This window comes from Pantoea sp. ARC270, from assembly GCF_003236725.1.
Classification (GTDB): domain Bacteria; phylum Pseudomonadota; class Gammaproteobacteria; order Enterobacterales; family Enterobacteriaceae; genus Pantoea; species Pantoea anthophila.
The window spans coordinates 1-3,009 of record NZ_PUGA01000073.1 but is presented as its reverse complement, the minus strand read 5'-3'; the positions used below and the strand labels follow the sequence as shown (position 1 = coordinate 3,009).

Sequence of the window (3,009 nt, the reverse complement as noted above, 5' to 3'; positions counted from 1 at the left end):
GATCATCCTTGTGGCATCAGAGCGCACAGCCTAAACCCTGACCTTATGGGAAGGTCAAGCGCTACCCGTGAGAATCTGACGAAAAAAGGCGGCGCAGCGGCTCACCACGGCAAATTAATCGAAAACCTGAGAGCAACTGTGCTAACGTCATTAACAATATCCATTGAAGAGAACGACTATGAAGCAAAGCATCAAGATCCTGCTGCTGACGGGACTCCTTGGCTTCTCCTCCACCAGTTTTGCCCTGAGTGAATCCGAAGCAGAAGATCTGGCGGATCTCACGGCGGTTTTCGTCTATCTGAAAAATGATTGTGGCTATCAGGATCTTCCGGACGCGCAGATTCGCAAAGCGCTGGTCTTTTTTGCTCAGCAGAACCGCTGGGATTTAAGCAACTACAGCAACTACAACATGAAAGCGCTGGGCGAAGAGAGCTATCGCGACCTCAGCGGCATCGCCATCACCAACGACAAAAAGTGCAAGTCTCTGGCCCGCGATTCACTGAGCCTGCTGGCTTACGTCAGGTAACGCCCCCGCCCTCTGCTGCCGGACATTTGACCGTGCAACCACGGTCAGTGTTAGCTATGATGTGCCGCCCATCTTCATGGCGACATCAGAGGAGAGCACCATGGCCCACAATGAAACGTGGCATGAAACCCTTCATGCCGGTTTTGGCCAGTATTTTACGGTAGACAAAGAGCTGTACCGTGAAAAGACTGCGCATCAGGATTTAATCATTTTCGAGAATGCCGCGATGGGTCGCGTCATGGCGCTGGACGGTGTGGTTCAGACGACCGAGCGTGACGAATTTATCTATCATGAAATGATGACTCACGTTCCCCTGCTGGCGCACGGCGCCGCGAAGAGCGTGCTGATCATTGGCGGTGGTGACGGTGCGATGCTGCGTGAAGTGTCGCGTCATTCTCAGATCGAAAAGATTACCATGGTGGAGATCGATGCGGGCGTCGTGACCTTTTGCCGCCAGTACCTGCCGAACCACAGCGCAGGCGCCTACGACGATCCGCGCTTTACGCTGGTGATCGATGACGGGGTAAACTTCGTCAATCAGACGCAGGAAAAATTCGATGTGATCATCTCCGACTGTACCGATCCGATTGGTCCGGGTGAGAGTCTGTTCACCTCTGAATTTTATGCCGGCTGCAAAGCGGCCCTTAATGAAAATGGCATCTTTGTGGCACAGAATGGCGTCTGCTTCCTGCAGCAGGATGAGGCGGTGAACAGCCATCGCAAGCTGGGTCACTACTTTGCGGATGTCAGCTTCTATCAGGCCGCGATCCCGACCTACTACGGCGGCATCATGACGTTTGCCTGGGCGAGCGACAATCCGGCGCTGCGCCACCTGGATACCGCCACGCTGCAGGCGCGTTTCGAGGCCGCTGGCCTGGCCTGCCGTTACTACACGCCAGCCATCCATACCGGCAGCTTTGCCCTGCCACAATATCTGTTGAATGCGCTGTCTGCCGCGTGCTGACAGCACATTTCTAAGGGGGTGAATGAAATTGCAAAAGCTAAAACTACATGGCTTCAACAACCTGACGAAAAGCCTGAGTTTTTGTATTTACGATATCTGCTATGCGAATACTGAAGCTGAACGCGATGGGTACATCGCCTATATCGATGAACAATATAACGCGAATCGCCTGACGGAGATCCTGACCGAGACCTGCTCCATCATCGGTGCCAACGTGCTGAACATCGCGCGTCAGGATTATGAGCCGCAGGGAGCCAGCGTCACGATTCTGGTCAGCGAAGAGCCGATCGATCCGAAAGATATCGATAACTCAGAACATCCGGGTCCCCTGCCCAACTCGGTGGTGGCCCATCTGGATAAGAGCCATATCTGCGTGCACACCTACCCGGAGAGCCACCCTGAAGGCGGACTCTGCACGTTCCGCGCGGATATTGAAGTCTCAACCTGTGGCGTGATCTCACCGCTGAAAGCGCTGAACTACCTGATCCACCAGCTGGAGTCAGACATCGTCACCGTCGATTACCGGGTGCGCGGCTTTACCCGTGACGTGAAAGGGATGAAGCACTTTATCGACCACGAGATTAATTCGATTCAGAACTTCATGTCTGAGGACATGAAGGCGATGTATGACATGGTGGATGTGAACGTCTATCAGGAAAACATCTTCCACACCAAGATGTTGCTGAAAGAGTTTGAGCTGAAGCACTACCTGTTTAACACCCGTCCGGAAGATCTCAGCCCGCAGGAGCACAAACGCATCACCGACCTGCTGTGGAAAGAGATGCGTGAGATCTACTACGGCAGAAACATCCCTTCTGTTGGTCTGAAGACGCTGTAATCACCAGGCGCGCAGCGTTACCGGCGGTAACCTGCGCGTACTGTCTCTCAGGCTGTCAGCGCGAGCGCAATGCCGCGCTCGCGGAGCGTGCGGCAGACCGCGTCCTCTAAACCGCTGTCCGTGACCACGTCGGTCAGCTCATCCAGCGGTGCCGCGCAGAACAGCGACCAGGAACCATATTTGCTGCTGTCCGCCAGCAGAACCCGGCGAGCCGCATTGGCCAGCAGGTCATGTTTCAGCCCCGCTTTCTCCTCGGTCGGCGTGGTGATGCCGCGCTCCAGGCTCCAGGAGTTGCAGCTGACGAAGGCGATATCGGGATTGATGCTGCGCAGCAACCGGCGTCCATGTTCCCCCACGCAGGACTGACTGGAGTCATCAATCCGCCCGCCGATAATTGTCACCTCAATCTGCTTAAATTCCGACAGGAACAGCGCAATGTGCAGATCGGCCGTGATCACCCGCAGCGGCAGATGTGTCAGCTGACGCGCCAGTTCCAGCATGGTGGTGCCGGCATCCAGTACGATGGCATCGCCTGCCCGGACAAAGCTGGCGGCGCACTCCGCGATGGCCTGCTTCTCCGCCAGATGACGCTGCATCTTCTCCAGGGTGGTCGGCTGGGCGGGAATAAACCGATTCAGGGTGACACCACCGTGACTGCGGCTGATCACGCCCTCTTTATCC

The 3,009-nt window shown here is 55.6% G+C and carries 4 protein-coding genes; 3 read left to right on the top strand and 1 reads right to left on the bottom strand.

Annotated elements, in window-relative coordinates; all coding sequences use genetic code 11:
* Positions 1–178: 178 nt before the first annotated feature.
* The 3 genes from CKF42_RS20810 to speD all read left to right on the top strand — a co-directional run bounded on the left by CKF42_RS20810 (position 179) and on the right by speD (position 2,328).
* Positions 179–526 carry a YacC family pilotin-like protein gene (locus CKF42_RS20810; RefSeq protein ID WP_009092068.1) on the top strand — a complete coding sequence of 116 codons (348 nt, stop codon included), beginning with the start codon at positions 179–181 and terminating at the stop codon, positions 524–526.
* A 100-nt stretch (positions 527–626) separates the two neighbouring features.
* Entirely contained in the window at positions 627–1,490 is an 864-nt protein-coding gene (speE, locus tag CKF42_RS20805; RefSeq protein ID WP_046101240.1) for a polyamine aminopropyltransferase, read from the top strand.
* Between the two features lie 22 nt (positions 1,491–1,512).
* Positions 1,513–2,328, top strand: coding sequence for an adenosylmethionine decarboxylase (speD, locus tag CKF42_RS20800; RefSeq protein ID WP_009092072.1), 816 nt, complete (start codon positions 1,513–1,515; stop codon positions 2,326–2,328).
* A gap of 47 nt (positions 2,329–2,375) precedes the next feature.
* Here speD and CKF42_RS20795 read toward each other — a convergent pair.
* Positions 2,376–3,009 (bottom strand): DeoR/GlpR family DNA-binding transcription regulator (locus CKF42_RS20795; protein ID WP_111209103.1); only part of this gene is annotated, 634 nt, incomplete at its 5' end.